The 18,828-nt window shown below is 35.5% G+C and carries 9 protein-coding genes; 7 read left to right on the forward strand and 2 right to left on the reverse strand.

Annotation, left to right across the window (positions count from 1 at the left end):
• Positions 1-166 precede the first annotated feature (166 nt).
• Positions 167-6,919: an HYR domain-containing protein gene (locus ABEB18_RS13090; RefSeq protein WP_348799757.1), complete on the forward strand. Its 6,753-nt coding sequence runs from the start codon at positions 167-169 to the stop codon at positions 6,917-6,919.
• Between the two features lie 3 nt (positions 6,920-6,922).
• On the forward strand, positions 6,923-7,840 hold the full coding sequence (locus tag ABEB18_RS13095) for a PorP/SprF family type IX secretion system membrane protein (protein WP_348799758.1): 918 nt from the start codon (positions 6,923-6,925) through the stop codon (positions 7,838-7,840).
• Positions 7,841-7,940: 100 nt separating this feature from the next.
• Here ABEB18_RS13095 and ABEB18_RS13100 read toward each other — a convergent pair whose 3' ends face one another.
• A complete protein-coding gene (locus ABEB18_RS13100) occupies positions 7,941-8,582 on the reverse strand; it encodes a response regulator (RefSeq protein ID WP_348799759.1) in 642 nt (213 codons plus the stop codon).
• Positions 8,583-8,617: 35 nt separating this feature from the next.
• A complete protein-coding gene (locus ABEB18_RS13105; protein ID WP_348799760.1) occupies positions 8,618-10,771 on the reverse strand; it encodes an ATP-binding protein in 2,154 nt (717 codons plus the stop codon).
• A gap of 309 nt (positions 10,772-11,080) precedes the next feature.
• Between ABEB18_RS13105 and ABEB18_RS13110 the strand changes: the two genes are divergently transcribed.
• From ABEB18_RS13110 to ABEB18_RS13130, 5 genes are all read left to right on the forward strand, one after another.
• Positions 11,081-12,058 (forward strand): pyruvate dehydrogenase complex E1 component subunit beta, encoded by a 978-nt coding sequence (locus ABEB18_RS13110; RefSeq protein ID WP_348799761.1) that lies wholly within the window; start codon positions 11,081-11,083, stop codon positions 12,056-12,058.
• 68 nt (positions 12,059-12,126) lie between these two features.
• On the forward strand, positions 12,127-14,628 hold the full coding sequence (locus ABEB18_RS13115) for a DUF5686 and carboxypeptidase-like regulatory domain-containing protein (RefSeq protein WP_348799762.1): 2,502 nt from the start codon (positions 12,127-12,129) through the stop codon (positions 14,626-14,628).
• Between the two features lie 186 nt (positions 14,629-14,814).
• Positions 14,815-15,417 carry a DNA-3-methyladenine glycosylase family protein gene (locus tag ABEB18_RS13120; protein WP_348799763.1) on the forward strand — a complete coding sequence of 201 codons (603 nt, stop codon included), beginning with the start codon at positions 14,815-14,817 and terminating at the stop codon, positions 15,415-15,417.
• Positions 15,418-15,530: 113 nt separating this feature from the next.
• A complete protein-coding gene (locus ABEB18_RS13125; protein WP_348799764.1) occupies positions 15,531-16,061 on the forward strand; it encodes an inorganic diphosphatase in 531 nt (176 codons plus the stop codon).
• Between the two features lie 109 nt (positions 16,062-16,170).
• Positions 16,171-18,759, forward strand: coding sequence for a sodium-translocating pyrophosphatase (locus ABEB18_RS13130; RefSeq protein ID WP_348799765.1), 2,589 nt, complete (start codon positions 16,171-16,173; stop codon positions 18,757-18,759).
• Positions 18,760-18,828: the final 69 nt, after the last annotated feature.

Raw genomic sequence — 18,828 nt, forward strand, 5'->3', positions numbered from 1 at the left:
TAATTTAGTATCCAAAGACAATTTAGAAGTTATATTTCTAAATTGTCTTTTTTTATTTTGTTTAATACGAAACAAACTACTTAAATCATTATTTATAGTGATGTGCGAAATTTTATCGAAGGCTATTTTTGCTATTTAAATGAAGTTTAAATTATAGTAAAATAGAATGAATAACTTTAAAGCTACTTTTATCAGAATAATCAAAATTTGTATCATTTTTTATCTGTTTGCAGGAGTTACAGAATTGTATAGCCAGGACAAAAAGCTGACAATTTCAAAACCAGTTTTAGTAAAATCGTCTGCGGAAGGGAATATTTATAAAGAATCCGATAATGCTTCAGTGGTTACTTTAAGCAAAAAGGTTGTTCATACTAAAACCCAAACGGCAAAGACGGCTCAAACGGCAAAGATGGCTGCAGACACCCAACCTCCAAGCATAATTTGCCCCCCTAACAAACAATTACAATGCGGTACGTTAGTGCCTAATTACCTAAGCGAGTTGGTTGTTACTGATGATTCAGGAGGAGATATTTATCTTACGCAATCTACCGCTGGAACTAAGTTTTATGACGGGATGACAATTGTGTTTACTGCAGAAGACGAAACAGGAAACCAAAGTAGCTGTTCTATAACAATTTCAGCCACAAGCCCTGATGTTACACCTCCCACATTTACGTGTCCAACAGGATTGACTTTAAATATCGGCGATAAACTCCCAAATTATGCTGAAGATCCAATGTTGAATCTTGATGATGATTGCAGCAGTAATGTAAGTTATGTAATGACTCCCGCTGCTGGTACCGATTTTTATGACGGTATTCCTGTAAAAATAAAATATACTGATTCTGCAGGAAATAGTGCCACGTGTAATTTTACCGTTTCGGCAATTGATACTGCACCGCCTACGATAACTTGTCCAACCAGTGCAGAATTATATGCCGATTCAACACTGCCTAATTATGTGTCTTTTTTAACCGCAGTTAGTGATGATGTTACCGATGGATTTGATTTGACTTTTACGCAAACACCTCCCCAAGGAACACTATTTACACAAGATACTGATGTAACAATATCAGTAAAAGATAAGACAGGTAAAAGCAACAGCTGTACTTTTAAAGTAAAACTAAAAACCACTACACAAACAATAGATTGTAAAACCAACATATTTAATGTTGACAATATAGACGGAATAAACGGATTTAAGATTTTTGGCGAAAAAACTACGCGTGAAGCTGGATTTAGCGTAAACAGTGCTGGCGATGTTAATAATGACGGGATTGATGATTTCATCATTGGAGCGCCTGATAATTATAACCCATGGTATGGTCCTGCTAAAATATACAAAATAATCCATGGAGCAGCTTTTGTGGTATTTGGTCGCGCATCAGGATTCCCACCCAATATTGATTTGGGTTTATTAAACGGCACCAATGGTTTTATCGTTAGAAACGATACCCCAACAACTAATTTTCCAAAAACAGGTTACGATGTGAGCAGTGCAGGAGATGTGAATGGTGACGGGATTGACGACTTTATGATTAGCGATCCAACTCGTCATTCTCCCTCTACAACATCTACCTTTTATAATCAGGAATTAGGACATACGTATGTGATTTTTGGTAAAAGTAGTGGGTTTACACCTGAGTTTAATTTGTCCTCATTAGATGGAACAAACGGTTTTGTGCTCATCGGAAATGCTAATTTCGAAAATGCTGGTGAGAGTATAGCTCCATTAGGAGATATAAATGGAGATGGTTATGATGATATTGCTATAATAACAAGAGGTTCGGGCAGTGTTAATGGAAAGTGTTATGTGATTTATGGTAAAAATGGCAACTTTCCTGCAGCAATAAAAGTGGCAGATATAAACGGTACGAACGGATTTGTAATTCATGGAGATGCAACCGCTGGAAAAATTGGCCAAAAAGTAGCTGCACTAGGGGATGTTAACGGCGATGGAATTCCGGATATAGGATTGGGAAGTTATTATTCTTCTCAGTATAAAAAGTTTGTTATTTTCGGACGCAATACTAATTTTCCTGCAAGCTTTAGTGTTTCGCAACTCAATGGGACCAATGGTTTTGTAATTGAAAATTCAGAAACTAACTTAAGTTCTCATTTAGGAGTTGCAAAAGCGGGAGACATTAATAATGATGGGTTTAATGATATAGCCATTACCAAAGATTATATATTATTTGGTAAATCAACTTTTTCACCCCTAGTTGATTTAAAAGATTTAGACGGTACCAACGGATTTAAAATTTTAAATGGAGGTTACGGAGAAAGTTTCGGTTACGGAGGCGATTTTAACGATGATGGTATTGATGACTATGTTTTTAATGGTAGTGCTAATAGTACGTATCTTCTATTCGGAAAAGGGAATTGGGGGGCAACTGCTGATTTGTTTACGTTACCAAAAAATGAGTTTTTAAGAATCCAAAGACCTTATGGTGATGACTCTTCTGTAAATTTTGCAGGCGATATCAATAAAGACGGTATTAGTGATTTGATTATTGGAAATAGTTTTAATTCTAGTCATACTAGTCTTAAAGTAAATCGTAATCCAGGTTCTGCTTATGTGCTTTATGGTAAAAAAATAGCCGATACCGAAAAACCAGTAATTGCTAATTGTCCGACTGAAAAAGTTCTAGGCATTGGTGATCCAATCCCAGATTACAAAACAATTGTCACCATAACAGATAATTGTGACATTAAACCTGTGTTCACCCAGACACCCGCTGCAGGGATAATTTATACTGGAGCCGAATCAGAAATTAAATTAACAGCTACCGATGCCAGCGGAAATGAAGCAGTTTGTACATTCAATCTAATAATCGCAGCAGACGAACCTCCTGTTATGGAATGCCCTGTTAATCAAGAATTATACGCCAATTCTATGTTGCCTAATTATGTGCATTTTTTAAAAACAATCACAGATGATACCACGCAATTAAATAAATTGACTTTTACACAAACACCTGCCGCAGGAACTTTATTTACTTCGGATACAGATGTTACGATTACAGTAAAAGATAAAGCAGGGAATACCACTTCATGTACTTTTACAGTCAAATTAAAAACAGGCGGTTTTGATATAGATTGTAAAACAACTACTATTGATATAAATCAACTCAATGGTACTAATGGATTTACAATTTTAGGGGAGGAACCTGGTACAAGAACAGGTTTCAGTACCACTAGAATTGGTGATGTTAACGGAGATGGCATAACCGATTTTATTATTGGAGCTCCTGGAGATTGGGGTTTTGGACGAGCTTATGTCGTTTTTGGGACAAAAACAGGTTTTCCAGCAAGTTTAAATGTAGCCAACTTAAATGGGTTAAACGGATTTAAAATTATTGACAGTGATTTAACTCCGCCAAGAAGAACTGGCTTTGACGTGAATGATGCGGGCGATATTAATGGTGATGGCATTAATGATTTAATGCTCAGCGACCCTAATAAATATACCGAAGGAATATTTCACGCAGGAAGAGTTTATATAATTTATGGAAGGGCCACTGCTTTCCCTGCTCAATTTGATGTAGCTACCTTAAATGGTTCTAATGGCTTTACTATTTTAGGTAAAACGAAAGATGAAGTTTTAGGTTATGGAATTGCTAATGTTGGTGATTTCAACAATGATTCTTTTGATGATATTGGTATCGTTTCCCATAATGAAGGTTCTGGAAGTATAAAAAAATGCTATATTCTATTTGGACGAAGCACTAATTTTCCTTCTATTGTAGATATAGAAAGTATAAATTCCTCTAATTCTTTTATTGTTGAAGGAGATATTGGGAAAAATTTAGCTGGTATAGGAGATGTTAATGGCGATGGTATTTCTGATGTGGCTATTAGCGGTGATAATGAATTTAGATATGTAGTCTATGGATCTGCCAGCCTACCGGCAAAAATAAATACAACAGGTCTAAACGGCTCCAATGGTTTCAAAATTCAAAATTCTACCAGTCCACTCAAAACATCTTATTATTTTGAAGTTAGAAGTGCTGGGGATTTAAATGGAGATTCATTTAATGACATCGGTATTAATAATTTTGTGCTGTTTGGAAAAAGTGCTACACCAGCAGTAGTTGACTTAAAAGATTTGGATGGAACAAATGGTTTTAAAATGAATGGAAGCGAGTTTGAATACTTGCATTCCTATAATTCTTTTGGAGATTTTAATAACGACGGTTTTGATGATTATCTTTTGCCTTATCAATTCTCTAAAATCTATGTAATTTATGGGAAAGCAAATTGGAATCCCTTATTGGATATCTTCTCGCTCAATTCTTCCGAAGCTTTAGTAATAAACACACCTTATACATCTAAATATAGTTTAAGTTATTTAGGAGATGTTAATGGTGATGCTATAGACGACATTGCTATAGGAGCAACAAAAACGGTTTATAATTGGGTACCCAATGGAGATACGGGAAGAGTTCAGGTAATTTTTGGAAAAAAAGTTGAGGACAATGAAAAACCAAGTATTGCCAATTGTCCAACAAATCAAACCATGGTATCAGGAGATTTAATTCCAGATTACAAAACAACTATTACCGTAACGGATAATTGCGATAGCGCTCCTGTTGTAGTGCAAACACCCGCTGCGGGAACCATTTATGCAGGTGGAACACAAGAAATAAAAATAACCGCTACCGATGCCAGCGGAAATGAAGCGGTTTGTAGTTTCAATATTATTGATAATCCAGATACGGAAAAACCAGTTATCACCTGTCTTTCGGATCAAGTAGTCGTTTGCGGCACAACGGTTATTCCGGATTATACTTCGCAGGTTACAGTAACCGATAATATGGATGCGAATCCAACCCTTACCCAAAGCCCAATAGCGGGAACCGCATTTATAAACGGAATGGAAATAACCCTAACCGCAACCGATGCGAGCAACAATGCCAATTCGTGTACTTTCAAAATAAATAAAGAAGCAGATGTTACAGCACCAACGCTAACGTGTATCGGCAACCAATTAGTGGCTTCGGGAGCAGTTTTACCCGATTACGTTTCACAAATTGTAGTTTTAGATAATTGCGATGCGAGTCCGATAATTACACAAAGTCCAGTAGCAGGAACAGCAGTTACCGATGGTATGACCCTTGTTTTTACAGCAAAAGATGCTAGCGAAAACGAGAATAGCTGTTCGATAATCGTAAATATTGAAGTAATTCCAGATACGGAAAAACCAGTTATCACCTGTCTTTCGGATCAAGTTGTCGTTTGCGGCACAACGGTTATTCCGGATTATACTTCGCAGGTTACAGTAACCGATAATATGGATGCGAATCCAACCCTTACCCAAAGCCCAATAGCGGGAACCGCATTTATAAACGGAATGGAAATAACCCTAACCGCAACCGATGCGAGCAACAATGCCAATTCGTGTACTTTCAAAATAAATAAAGAAGCAGATGTTACAGCACCAACGCTAACGTGTATTGGCAACCAATTAGTGGCTTCGGGAGCAGTTTTACCCGATTACGTTTCACAAATTGTAGTTTCAGATAATTGCGATGCGAGTCCGATAATTACACAAAGTCCAGTAGCAGGAACAGCAGTTACCGATGGCATGACCGTTGTTTTTACAGCAAAAGATGCTAGCGAAAACGAGAATAGCTGTTCGATAATCGTAAATATTGAAACGATTCCAGATACCGAAAAACCAGTTATCACTTGTCTTTCGGATCAAGTAGTCGTTTGCGGCACAACGGTTATTCCGGATTATACTTCGCAGGTTACAGTAACCGATAATATGGATGCGAATCCAACCCTTACCCAAAGCCCAATAGCGGGAACCGCATTTATAAACGGAATGGAAATAACCCTAACCGCAACCGATGCGAGCAACAATGCCAATTCGTGTACTTTCAAAATAAATAAAGAAGCAGATGTTACAGCACCAACGCTAACGTGTATCGGCAACCAATTAGTGGCTTCGGGAGCAGTTTTACCCGATTACGTTTCACAAATTGTAGTTTCAGATAATTGCGATGCGAGTCCGATAATTACACAAAGTCCAGTAGCAGGAACAGCAGTTACCGATGGTATGACCCTTGTTTTTACAGCAAAAGATGCTAGCGAAAACGAAAACAGCTGTTCGATAATCGTAAATATTGAAGTAATTCCAGATACGGAAAAACCAGTTATCACCTGTCTTTCGGATCAAGTTGTCGTTTGCGGCACAACGGTTATTCCGGATTACACATCTCAGGTTACAGTAACCGATAATATGGATGCGAATCCAACCCTTACCCAAAGCCCAATAGCGGGAACCGCATTTATAAACGGAATGGAAATAACCTTGACGGCCAAAGACGCCTCGAGCAACGAATCGACTTGTGTTTTCAAAGTGGACTCAAATATTATTCTTGTTGATGCAGGAAAAGATGCCGAAATAAAACAAGGCGAAGTTATACAGTTAGAAGCTATTGCACTAGAAGAGGGTGCTTTTAAATGGAGTCCAGCAGAAGGGGTAAACAATGCACTTGTTTCGAATCCAATTTTTTCCCCTGAAGTAACGACCACTTATACCGTTACGTTTACCAATAAAGGAGGGTGCGAGGTGAGTGACTCAGTTGTCATTTTGGTAGCACCAAATGAAAAGGATGAAACTAAATATGGTTTTTCTCCAAACAGTGATGGTATCAATGATTTTTGGTTAATTGATGGTATTGCAGACTACCCAGAAAATGAAGTTATGATCTATAATAGTTGGGGAGATTTGGTTTTTCAGATCTCAGGCTATAATAACACAACAAATGTCTTTAACGGAATTGCTAACAGAAAAAGAAAACTTGGAGCGGATGAACTTCCAGAAGGGACTTACTTTTTCGAAATCAATCCAAATTCACCTACTCATCATTTCAAAAAACTAAAGGGATACCTTGTTTTAAAACGATAATTAATGAAAAATAAAATCATAATTCTTTTTACAATAGTACTTTTAACAATGTGTTATACTTCTGCTGAAGCACAACAAACACCTGTTTTTTCCAGTTATAACTACAATGCAGTTCTGATAAATCCAGCTCATGCAGGATATTATGAAAATACGGATGTTACTCTGACGGCCAATGGTTATTTTAATTCTGTTGAAGGGAGTCCTAAAAACATAGATGTTTCGGTTAATACTCTGACGCGTTCAGAAAAAATAGGTTTGGCTGGAGGAATTGCCCACAGTCAGATTGGAGTTACCAATACCACTAATTTTTTTGCTTCCTATTCGTATAAGATTTTCTTTCATGAAGATTATAGTTACGGAAAATGGTGGGCTTATAATCCTAATATCATTTCATTCGGGATCACTGCAGGGGCTCAAATTTATGATGAAAATCTAACGAAATTGGGAATCGAAAACGATCCAGAGTTTCAGGAAAACGTACACAGTTTTGCACCAACTCTTGGGGCAGGATTTTTATACAACCGAGACAGAATTTATTTTGGGGTATCGGCTCCCAACTTGTTAAGCGGTACTTTTGATTCTCAAAACAACACCAAATTAAAGAATGTATATTATGCGTATTTTGGTTATCGAATGTTTACCGATTTGTTTGAAGATATATTAATAAATCCTAGTTTTTTAACCAAATACGTCGAAGGAGCTCCTATGCAAATTGATTTGAATTTGTTGGTGAATTATAAAAATAAGGTTGAATTTGGTGGAGGATATCGTTCATCGAAAATAGTAAATTTGCTCGCTGGATTTCATTTGTCAAAAAATTCGAGATTGATTTTTACATATAATAAATCGTTTGAAAGTGTCGTGCTTCCAGATAGCTATGGAGTTGTTTTTAACTACCGATTTGGTAATGGTTTTGAATAAAGGGAGATGGAAAAATGGTGTTACCGAAGAGTTAGAAGGTGCTACAACAAATTCATCAACGGCAACAGCAATATTTGTTGATTCTAATTAATTATCATAACTAATCAACATAGCCGTTTTCAATGGCATATTTGACCAAGCCAACCAAGTTTTTGGCATTGAGTTTTGAAAGCAGATTTTGACGATGTGTATTTACGGTATTAAGACTTATAAATGCTTTTTCGGCAATTTCAGCCGCTGTAAATCCTTGGGCAACAAGTGTTAGTATTTCTTTTTCTCGATTACTCAATTCGACCGTTTCGGTTGTTTGTTTTTCGAGTTGAATACAATTGTTCAAATGTTTCTCGGAAATCTCATCAGCAAAATAATTTTTATCTGCAACAATTTCGTGAATGGCTTGTAGAAAAATGACTGCATCTGTGTTTTTAAGTAAATAGCCGTTTATGCCAAGCCTCATCAATCTTGAAATAATTTGAGTATTAGAGTGAGTGCTTACTACCAAAGTCTTGATGTTAGGATATTTCTTTTGAATGTTTTTTACCAATTCAACACCGTCCATTTCGGGCATGCTTAAATCTAATATGACTAAATCAGTTTCGGTTGTTTCTAGTATTTGTAATGCTTTAATGCCATTTTCGGCTTTGCCTATTATCTCAATATCTTTTTCTTTTTCTAGTAATGAAGCTATTCCATCCAAAAAGATGGTGTGATCGTCGGCAATTAAAATTTTTATTTTTCTCATTTTTTACAAAAATATATTCTAATGAAAATGGAGCTTTACATGTTTTTTGTTAATTCGTACAAATCTTTTTCAAAATTTATTTTCTCATTTGATTGCAATATAGGGATTTCAATATTTACAATTGTGCCTCTCTTTATTTTAGAATCGATTTCCATTGCTCCGCCTAAACCCTTTAGTCTGTTTTCAAGATTATGCAGTCCGATTCCTTTTTTGACATCAAGGATGTTAAATCCTTTTCCGTTATCTTCAAAAAGAAGGTTTAGATGGTTTTCGATTAAATTCAGTTGTAAGTCTATTTTTGTGGCTTCAGCATGTTTTATGGTGTTGGCCAGAAGTTCTTGAATAATCGAGAAAGCTTCAAGCTGAATAGTTTCATCTAATCGGTTTATGGCTTCTTTGGGGTAAAAATTAGATTCGATTATAATTTTACTTACGTCTTTTATCGAATTTAGATAGTCCTCTATAACCAAGCAAAATTGATTTTGACTGAACTTTTTTGGAACTAAATTGTGGGATAAATTTCTAACTTGTTGGTAGGTTTCGTCCAATTGCGATGTAATGTTTTGCATATAACTTATATTCGAGTTTTTGCTAATAGCATTAACTTGTAATTTTATCGCAGCCAAATTGCCACCAATACTGTCGTGTAATTCCTGTGCTATGCGTTGTCTCTCTTTGTCTTGCCCAGCAACAGAGGCTTTGATGAGCTTTAATTCTTGTTCTTTTAAAATTGTTTCCAGTTTTTGTGTGGTTACTTCGTGTTGTTTTTTGTTCAAAATACGCTCTGCTTTTAGTCGCTTGTAGTATTGAAACAATGATCCAATTATCAGAAGAAATAAAAAAGAAAAAGCAATAATAATGAGATTTCTAGTTTTCTTTTCTTGTTCAATCTCTAATGCTTTTAGTTGCTTTTGTTTTTTAAGCAAGGCAATTTCGCTGAGTTTTTTTTGAGCTAAATTTTTAGCAACTTCTTTTTGTAAATTCAAATTGAGTATTGCTTCCTCTTGGTTTTTGAGTTTTAGCTGTGAAGTTTCGTTTTCAAATTGCAGGGTTCTTATTTCTTTTTCTTTTTGAAGGGTGTTGAATTTGATTTCGAGTTCAGCAATATCTTTTTTGTTTTGTATTCGATTGATAGAGTCCTTTAGTGTTTCTCTTTTATCAGAAAGCATCAGGGCATCTTTGTAATTATTTTGATTGACAGCAATTTTGGTCAATTGATCATAGATGTTGATCCGCTCTTGTAATAAGCCTAAAATATAAGTTTTTTCTAAAGCTGCCGTAAGTAATAGTTTAGCGTTTTCATATTGTCCTTGATTGTAATGAATTTGAGCAATGGCAACCCTAGAATCCAAAGATATTTGTTGATAGTTATTGGTATCTCCAGTTTTTAGGGCAATTAGATAGTAATTAAGGGCAGTGTCCATCTGTTTTTGTTCCATATAATTAGCTCCCAAACTAATGGCAACAATGGCAGTGCAGTAACTGTTTTGTTCTTTATCACATAAGGCCGCTGCTTTCTTCAAATATTGATTGGAAAGCTCGTAGTTTTTTTGGGCTGCATAAATATCTCCGATATTGATATAGCTGCCATAAATCATTTCTGGGTCTTCCTTATAAGTCAAACAGTCTTTAAAGAGCTGAAGCGCTTTAGTGTATTTTCCTTCTTGACTATAGATAAGAGCCAAACCGTGTTTGTGGTTAAAGTACAATTGTTGTTCGTTGTACTTTAATGCGGTTTCCATCCCTTTTATACGGTATTTTTTGCTCTCGGCAAGCAATCCTTTTCGAAGATAAACCGATGCCATCAAATTATAACCCAAAGTGACAAGTCTATTTCTAAGCGAATCATTACTGTTCGAGTTTGATTGTAATGCTCTTTTGGTATAAAATAAGGTAGAATCCAGTGAGGATTGTTTTTGGAAATAATAAGCAATTAGTAAGTTTGCATCTGAAATGGTTTTGGGGTATTTCGCTTTTTGTATAAGTCGATGTGCTTTTTTATAGGCTAATTTTTCTTCTCCTTTATTATAGATTGCATATAAGGATTTGATTTGTTTTTCTTCGTTGGCTTTCAGGTTGTTTACCGGTTGAAAGCTTATTTTGGTTTTTAAATTCTCGTTTTGAGCCTCAATACAAAATGATGACAAGAGCAAAAGCCCTAAAAAGATATTTCGAAAAAAACACATCATAAAAAATTAAGGTTAAGTTTTAAAACGGATTTGCTAGACTTGATAAAGAGGCCATTTACAAGAAAAGTTGTTTGAAGGCTAAAGTACTATATAAAAGCGTTTTAATGTGTTATGAATTTAAATATAAATAGTAAAATTGTGAAAAATACTATTTTTATTTCAATGAATAACTTTCGTTATTTTGTGAATACTGTTAGAATTTACACAATATAAACAACGGAAAGGGTTATTTAAAACTAAAATTATGCTTTTAAGTAATTTAAAATAATTATTTTTGCGATTCAAAAATTACACACAGACAATATAAATATGAGAACGATACAATTTAGAGAGGCCATTTGCGAAGCGATGAGTGAAGAAATGCGTCGCGATGAGTCCATATACTTAATGGGTGAAGAGGTAGCAGAATACAACGGTGCCTATAAAGCATCAAAAGGGATGCTTGCCGAATTTGGTGAAAAAAGAGTAATTGATACCCCAATTGCAGAATTAGGATTTACAGGAATTGCTGTAGGATCTGCAATGAATGGTTGTCGCCCAATTGTTGAGTATATGACTTTCAACTTTTGTTTAGTTGGGATTGATCAAATTATAAATAACGCTGCCAAAATCCGTCAAATGACCGGTGGGCAGTTCAATGTGCCTATCGTTTTCCGTGGGCCAACAGCTTCAGCGGGACAGTTGGGAGCAACACACTCACAAGCTATCGAAAACTGGTTTGCAAACACTCCAGGACTAAAAGTGGTAGTTCCTTCTAATGTTTATGACGCAAAAGGGTTATTGAAATCAGCTATTCGTGATAATGATCCAGTTATTTTCATGGAGTCTGAGCAAATGTATGGTGATAAAGGGGAAGTGCCAGATGGAGAATATACAATTCCACTAGGCGTTGCAGACATCAAACGTGAAGGTACAGATGTTACTATTGTTTCTTTTGGAAAAATTATCAAAGAAGCTTATATTGCAGCTGACGAATTGGCTAAAGAGGGAATTTCATGCGAAATCATCGACTTAAGAACGGTTCGTCCAATGGACAAAGAAGCAATTTTTACGTCGGTTAAAAAGACAAATAGATTGGTAATACTTGAAGAAGCTTGGCCATTTGCTAGTGTTTCTTCTGAAATTGCTTATCTTGTTCAAGAGCAAGCTTTTGATTTTCTTGATGCACCAATACAACGTATCACAACCGCAGATACTCCAGCACCATATTCTCCAGTTTTATTGAAAGAATGGTTGCCTAATGCAGCTGATGTTGTAAAAGCAGTTAAGAAAGTTTTATATAAATAATTAGAGCATCAATAATTTAAAAGGCTTCATCAAAAAAGAATCTTGATGAAGCTTTTTTTATAACCAACATGAAGAAAATTGTAGTTTTTATCGTATTGTTTTTTAGTGTAGCAACTTACTCTGTTTTTGGTCAAACAAAAGTGAGCGGTATTGTTGTAGATGTTAACAAACAACCTGTTCCTTACGCCAACGTGGTTTTTAAAAATTCCAGTATAGGAACCGTTACTAACGAAGATGGGCGATTTTATTTAGAATCGCCACAAACTTTTTCTACACTAATAATTACTTCGGTTGGGTTTTCAGATAAAGAAATCGAACTCACCAAAGCAATTAACTATAATTTTACGATAGAATTAAAAGAACAACAAGAATTAAAAGAAGTTGTTATTTATACAGGAAAAACCTCAAAGAAAAATAATCCAGCACTAGATATTTTGCGTAAAATTTGGGAGAAAAAGAAGAAAAATGGTCTGTACCAATTCGCCCAATATCAAATGGAGAAATACGAAAAGGTTGAGTTCGATATCAATTCTATTGACAGTGCTTACAAAAAGCAGCGTATTTTTAAGGGCATGGAGTTTATTTTTAATCATGTAGATACTTCAAAAGTAACTGGAAAAACTTATTTGCCTATTTTCATCAACGAAGCACTTATAGATGTTTATGGCGATAACAAAATGTCTAAAGTAAAAGAAATTACTAAAGCCAATAAAACTTCTGGTTTCGATGGGAATCAGCAAATTTTGTCGTTTATAAAAGATCTGTATTCAGACTATAATATTTATAATAATTATATCGAACTGTTTGACAAAAGTTTCACGAGTCCACTTTCTAGAACGGGAATAGATGTTTATAATTATGTATTAAAAGACACAGCTTATATTGATAATAAATTGTGTTTCAATATTGTTTTTTATCCAAGACGTAAAAGCGAATTAACTTTCAAAGGAGATTTTTGGGTAAACGATACCACATTTGCCATCAAAAAAATTAATATGGCCGTGACCAAAAGCGCCAATATAAACTGGGTAAAAGACATTTATGTAGAGCAGGAATTTGAGGTTTTGAACGATTCTGTTTTTCTTTTAACTAAGGATTATTTGATGTCTGATTTTGCATTCAATAAAAAAGATAAATCAAAAGGAGTTTACGGAAAACGTACAACCTTTTACCAAAACCATAAATTCGATATTCCAAAGCCGGCTAGTTTTTACAAAGAAGACGTTAATTATGTTGACAAGTCAATTTACAAAAAGAGCGATGAATATTGGGAAGAGCATCGTTTTGAAAAACTAAGCAAAGACGAGTTGGGGGTTTATAAAATGCTCGATACTCTAAAAACCGTCCCAGCCTTTAAGCAAATGACCGATGTGGTAACGATTCTTGCCAGCGGTTACATCAATTACAATAACTTTGATATAGGGCCTCTTTTTTCTACTTTCGGATATAACGAAGTCGAAGGTTTTAGAACCAGAATAGGAGGAAGAACCTATTTTGGGCCAGATGACCCTTGGCGTGTACAAGGATTCTTGGCATATGGAGCCAATGATAATAAATTTAAATATGGTTTTGCTGGAAAATGGATGATCGATAAGAAAAACAGAATTATCATCTCAGGAGGAAATAGACGCGATATAGAACAATTGGGATCACAACTAACAACTTCCAATGATATTTTGGCTAGAAATTATGGCTCGTCGGCATTTTTTACAACAGGATCCAATGGAAAGCTTACCAGTATAAGTTTGACCAATGCCTATATTTCTATAGAACCTTTAAAAAATTTGACCTTTCAAACAGGGATAACTTACAAAAAATTAGAGTCGGCATCCCCAGTTTTTAGTATCGATTATTACACCACTTTGCCAACAGCTGCCAATCCTTCGGGAGTAATAAAAAGTACAACAACACAATCCGAATTTAATATTCAGGCAGAGTTTACCCCCAATCGAAGAACAATTGCCTATGGAGTAGAAAGAAGTGTAGCCAATACACCCTATTCTACAATCTATGTCAACTTTAGTCAAGGATATAAAGGAATTTGGAATAGTGATTTTAATTATAAAAAATTAGAACTTTATTACAAACAACCCATTACTATCGGGCCACTAGGTCGAACCAATTTGATTTTCGAACTCGGTAAAACCTTTGGGACAGTCCCTTTAGGGCTTATGAGTGTTATACCAGGAAACCAAACCTTTTTTACCGTAGAAAATGCTTTTAGTAACCTCAATTATTACGAATTTGTGACTGATACTTACGCAACCATGCAGTGGTACCACGATTTTAACGGAAGACTTTTTGCAAGAGTTCCTTTTTTACGAAAACTCAACTGGAGAGAAATTATAGGAATAAAAGGAGCATACGGAACGGTTTCTGATGCTAATAGAGCCATAAATGCTTCGGGAGTAGAGTACCTAGCACCCGAAGATATCTATTGGGAATACAATGCGGGAATTGGTAATATTTTCAAGATATTCCGTTTAGATTTCTCCTGGAGAGGAAGCTATCGCGATATGCCAAACATTAACAAATTTGCTGTAAAAGCATCAGTAGGATTCTATTTTTAGGAGCTATTTCCAGCTTTCGTTACAATTTTTTGTCAAAATACTTTATTTTCAATTGCCAAAAAGGAGCTTTCGTTGGTCGCTCTTTTAGGCAAGAAAATAATAGTATTCTATCCTGCAAAATTTTCACTATAATCTGGGCTAGGGCATTAAGAATCTAACAAGATTTGTTTTTATAAATTCAAAATTATGCAACAAGCTCTCGATTATCTTTTTGAAAAAAATCCAATATTCCAAGAAATAGTAAGTTTATACGGATTGCCTACCATTCCTAAACGACCACAAGGATTCGAAACATTAGTGCTGCTGATTTTAGAGCAACAAGTCTCGATAGATTCGGCCAAAGCAACTTTTTTAAAATTAAAAGATCAACATAATATTTTAAAACCAGAAACATTGGTAGTTGTTACCGATGAACAGTTCAGAGTTTTTGGTGTAAGCAGACAAAAGGCTACTTATATAAAAGCCCTATCATCGGCAATTTTAAATAAAGAAATAGATTTAGAAAGTTTACCTCATAAATCATCACAACAAGTGCGAGAAGAGATGATTAAAATTAAAGGAATAGGAAACTGGACAATCGATATTTATCTTATGTTTTGTTTACAAGACCCCGATTTATTGCCATTAGGTGATATTGCCGTTGTAAATACAATAAAAGAATTGCTCAATGTTCATGACAAACAAGAGATGCAAATTCTAACGGAACAATGGAGTCCTTACAAGTCTTATGCAACCTATTTGCTCTGGCATTATTATTTAAGAAAACGAAACAGGACAATTGTCTATTAATGACATCATTTAGCGAAAAAAGTTATAACTATAATATTACTTTTTTTATTGGATAAAAGTATTGTTTGATTACTTTTGCAATCGTTAATAAATTATGAAAATATAAAAGAATAATGACTGCAGACAAATTAAAAACTTTTGATGTATTAATCGAAATACCAAGAGGGAGTAGAAATAAATACGAGTACGATTTTGAAATAAAAAGAATGCGTTTTGATAGAATGTTATTCTCTTCTATGATGTACCCAGCGGATTATGGTTTTATTCCAGAAACCTTAGCAATGGATGGAGACCCACTAGATGTTTTGGTATTGGTAAACGAACCAACTTTCCCAGGTTGTGTAATGGAAGTAAAACCTATTGGAGTTTTTCATATGGCTGATGATAAAGGACCAGACGAAAAAATTATCTGTGTACCAGTTTCAGATCCAATCTGGAACAAACTAAACGATTTAGGCGATATTAATCCTCACTTATTAAAAGAAATCGAGCATTTCTTCCAGGTTTATAAAGACTTAGAAAACAAAAAAGTTGATGTAGAAGGTTGGGGAGACGTAAACGAAGCATTCGATATCATCAAAGAATGTACTAAACGTTTTAATGATATTCCAAATAAACCAGAAGGATTATTTAGTATTAGATAATAGTTTACCGTAAATTTTGTAAAAAAAGCAACACCCCGTTAAGAGTGTTGCTTTTTTCGTTAAATTGCCTGAGATTACTTTTTTATTAACCAACCAAAATAACTATTTTATGAATTCAATTATGATTTATGTGCCTATTATTATGGCGATAATAGGACTTATTTTTATGGCCATCAAAAGAGCTTGGGTGCTGAAACAAGATCCTGGAGATGGCAAAATGAAAGAGATATCAGATTATATCTATGAAGGAGCTTTGGCTTTCTTAAAGGCAGAATACAAATTGTTGGCTGTCTTTGTTATAATCGCAAGTGTTGTATTGGCAGGTATCACTTTTATTCCAGGTGTCAAAACAAATATATTAATCGTAATTGCATTTATTTTCGGGGCTTTTTTCTCTGCGTTAGCTGGTAATATGGGAATGAAAATTGCAACCAAAACCAATGTTAGAACCACACAGGCTGCTCGCACAAGTTTGCCCCAAGCCTTGAAAGTATCTTTTGGAGGAGGAACCGTAATGGGATTAGGAGTAGCTGGTTTAGCTGTTTTAGGTTTAACGGGTTTTTTTATTGTCTTTTTTAAAATTTTCATGAACGGGCAATGGACTTCTACCGAGGATATGACAGTGGTGCTTGAAACCTTAGCGGGATTTTCTCTAGGCGCCGAATCAATCGCTTTGTTCGCTCGTGTAGGAGGAGGAATTTACACTAAAGCAGCCGATGTTGGAGCCGATCTGGTGGGCAAAGTTGAAGCAGGAATTCCTGAAGATGATCCTCGTAACCCTGCTACAATTGCAGACAATGTTGGAGACAATGTTGGGGATGTTGCAGGTATGGGAGCCGATTTGTTTGGTTCTTATGTAGCGACTGTTCTTGCTGCAATGGTACTAGGGAATTATGTAATAAAGGATATGGGAGGAAATATTCAAGATGCTTTTGGAGGGATAGGTCCAGTTTTGTTACCAATGGCAATCGCAGGATTTGGAATTTTATTTTCGATTATAGGAACAATGCTTGTTAAAATAACAGATGAAAATGCCAAAGAAGCTCAAGTTCAAAAAGCTTTGAATATTGGAAATTGGATTTCGATTATTTTAACCGCAATTTCATGTTATTTCTTAGTGCAGTATATGTTGCCAGAAACTATGACGATGTCTTTTTTTGGTGAAGGAAGCAAAGAAATTTCTTCTATGCACGTGTTTTATGCTACTATTATAGGTTTGATTGTTGGTGGAGCAATTTCGTCTGTGACCGAATATTATACTGGTTTAGGAACCAAACCAGTGTTGGCAATTGTTCAAAAGTCAAGTACTGGAGCGGGAACCAATGTAATTGCAGGTTTGGCAACAGGAATGATTTCTACTTTTCCAACGGTATTGTTATTTGCAATAGCAATCTGGTCTTCTTATGTTTTAGCTGGATTTTATGGTGTGGCATTGGCGGCTTCGGCTATGATGGCGACTACTGCTATGCAATTGGCAATCGATGCTTTTGGACCAATATCTGATAATGCTGGTGGAATTGCCGAAATGAGCGAATTACCAAAAGAAGTGCGTACTCGTACAGATATTTTAGATTCTGTTGGTAATACAACAGCAGCAACTGGAAAAGGTTTTGCTATTGCTTCTGCTGCTTTAACATCATTAGCGTTATTCGCGGCTTATGTTACATTTACCGGAATTGATGGGATTAATATTTTCAAAGCACCTGTATTAGCAATGTTATTTGTGGGCGGAATGATACCAGTTGTTTTTTCTGCTTTGGCAATGAATTCTGTTGGTAAAGCGGCTATGGATATGGTGTATGAAGTTCGTCGCCAGTTTAAAGAAATTGCGGGTATCATGGAAGGAACTGGAAAACCCGAATACGGAAAGTGTGTCGAAATTTCTACTAAGGCAGCTTTACGTGAAATGATGTTGCCTGGTGTTCTAACAATAGGTTTCCCAATTGCCATTGTACTTTTAGGAAAATTAGTGTATGGTGATAATAATCAATTAATTGCTGAGATGCTGGGAGGTTACATGGCGGGTGTTACCGTTTCGGGTGTACTTTGGGCAGTGTTTCAAAACAATGCTGGGGGCGCTTGGGATAATGCTAAAAAATCTTTTGAAGCCGGAGTGATGATTAATGGAGAAATGACCTATAAAGGTTCGGATGCACACAAGGCGGCTGTAACTGGAGATACAGTAGGGGATCCGTTCAAAGATACTTCTGGCCCATCAATGAATATCTTAATCAAACTAACTTGTTTAATAGGATTAGTGATGGCACCAATTTTAGGTAACGGAAGTGCAACCATAAGTAAAGATGACTGTTGTGCAAAGAAAGAGATAAAAATGGAGCAATGTTCGATGCACAAGGATAAGGTGATGAACGGGAAATGCGACATGACCAAATGTGCTAAAATGACCAAAGAGGAATGTGCCAAAATGTGTGACAGTTTGGGTTGTACTCCTGAGCAAAAAGAAATGTGTTTGTCTCATTTTGATAAAAACGGGAAATTTGTAGCACCAAAAGGGAAATCCTGTTGTGCCAAGAAACCAGTGAAAAAGGAAGTCTATAATCAGTTTAGAATTGAGAAAATTAAAAACAATGGGAAAGTGACGGCAACCGTTACTACGACTGTAGATGGAATGACTGTTGTAAAAAAGTTTGAAGGAACCGAAGCCGAAGTTGATGCTCAAATTGAAGCTTTAGAATAAAAGTATAAGTTTTATAACAAAAAATGCCTCGAAAATTTCGAGGCATTTTTTTGTTTGTATATCTAAAAG

It is taken from the genome of Flavobacterium adhaerens (genome assembly GCF_040045115.1).
In the GTDB taxonomy this organism is placed as follows: Bacteria; Bacteroidota; Bacteroidia; order Flavobacteriales; family Flavobacteriaceae; genus Flavobacterium; species Flavobacterium adhaerens.